We start from the raw sequence: 733 nt of genomic DNA, 5'->3' as shown, positions 1-733 counted from the left end.
GCTCAAGAGCGTGTTTCAATAATTCATCTTGGTTAACATCTTGTTTAAAAACATCGTGCAGTTTATTTAATCTGACAGGCACTAAATCAAAGTGGGCGACTGTCAGATTAAATCTGAATGACTACATCTTAGTCTGTTTGCTGTTTCTTGATTCAAGAATGCCCATTAACGTTTCATATCCAGGTCTAACCTCGCCATAAACAATATTGCCATTAGGATAGGTCATAAATGGCCTGTCATTGTTCTTTCTACCCGTCCAAACTGAAAGCATTTTTTTTATATATATATAATTTAGGTTAATATTTTTAGCCTTTCCTGTTTTATACGTTAACGGATCTTCTTTCCCTATAAGGTAAAATGAGCTCTCATTGCGACTTAAAAAGCTTTTTGTTAGAAGGGGAAATAAAATTATTTTTTCATGTAAATCCCCGTTTATTTTTAAATAGCCGCCATCAAATTCTTGTGGTGCATTACCATCAATCACAAATGTCGTATTAAATCCAAAATTATTGTCAATAAGAGGCGCAATTGTTGACGTATCTTTCAGTTTGACTTCAAAAGTAATATTACTCAGTTTCCAGTCACACTTCCCGCCCCCCTCCTTAGGAACACGGACCTCAACTTGATTTGACTGACCGATTGAGAGAGGGTAGGTGGCACGATGAAAACCCGGAACAGAATACGACTTCATATTCGCGGTTCGGCGTTCTTTGCGGCAAATTTCAGAACGATA

The 733-nt window shown here is 37.0% G+C and carries 1 protein-coding gene; it reads right to left on the bottom strand.

Annotated elements, in window-relative coordinates:
* Positions 1 to 121: 121 nt before the first annotated feature.
* The coding region (locus tag NXS07_RS20525) for a hypothetical protein (protein ID WP_258087577.1) at positions 122 to 733 on the bottom strand (612 nt) is incomplete at its 5' end.

This window comes from Xenorhabdus bovienii, from assembly GCF_024721015.1.
In the GTDB taxonomy this organism is placed as follows: Bacteria; Pseudomonadota; Gammaproteobacteria; order Enterobacterales; family Enterobacteriaceae; genus Xenorhabdus; species Xenorhabdus bovienii.
This window is presented reverse-complemented; position numbering and strand designations above follow the sequence as displayed.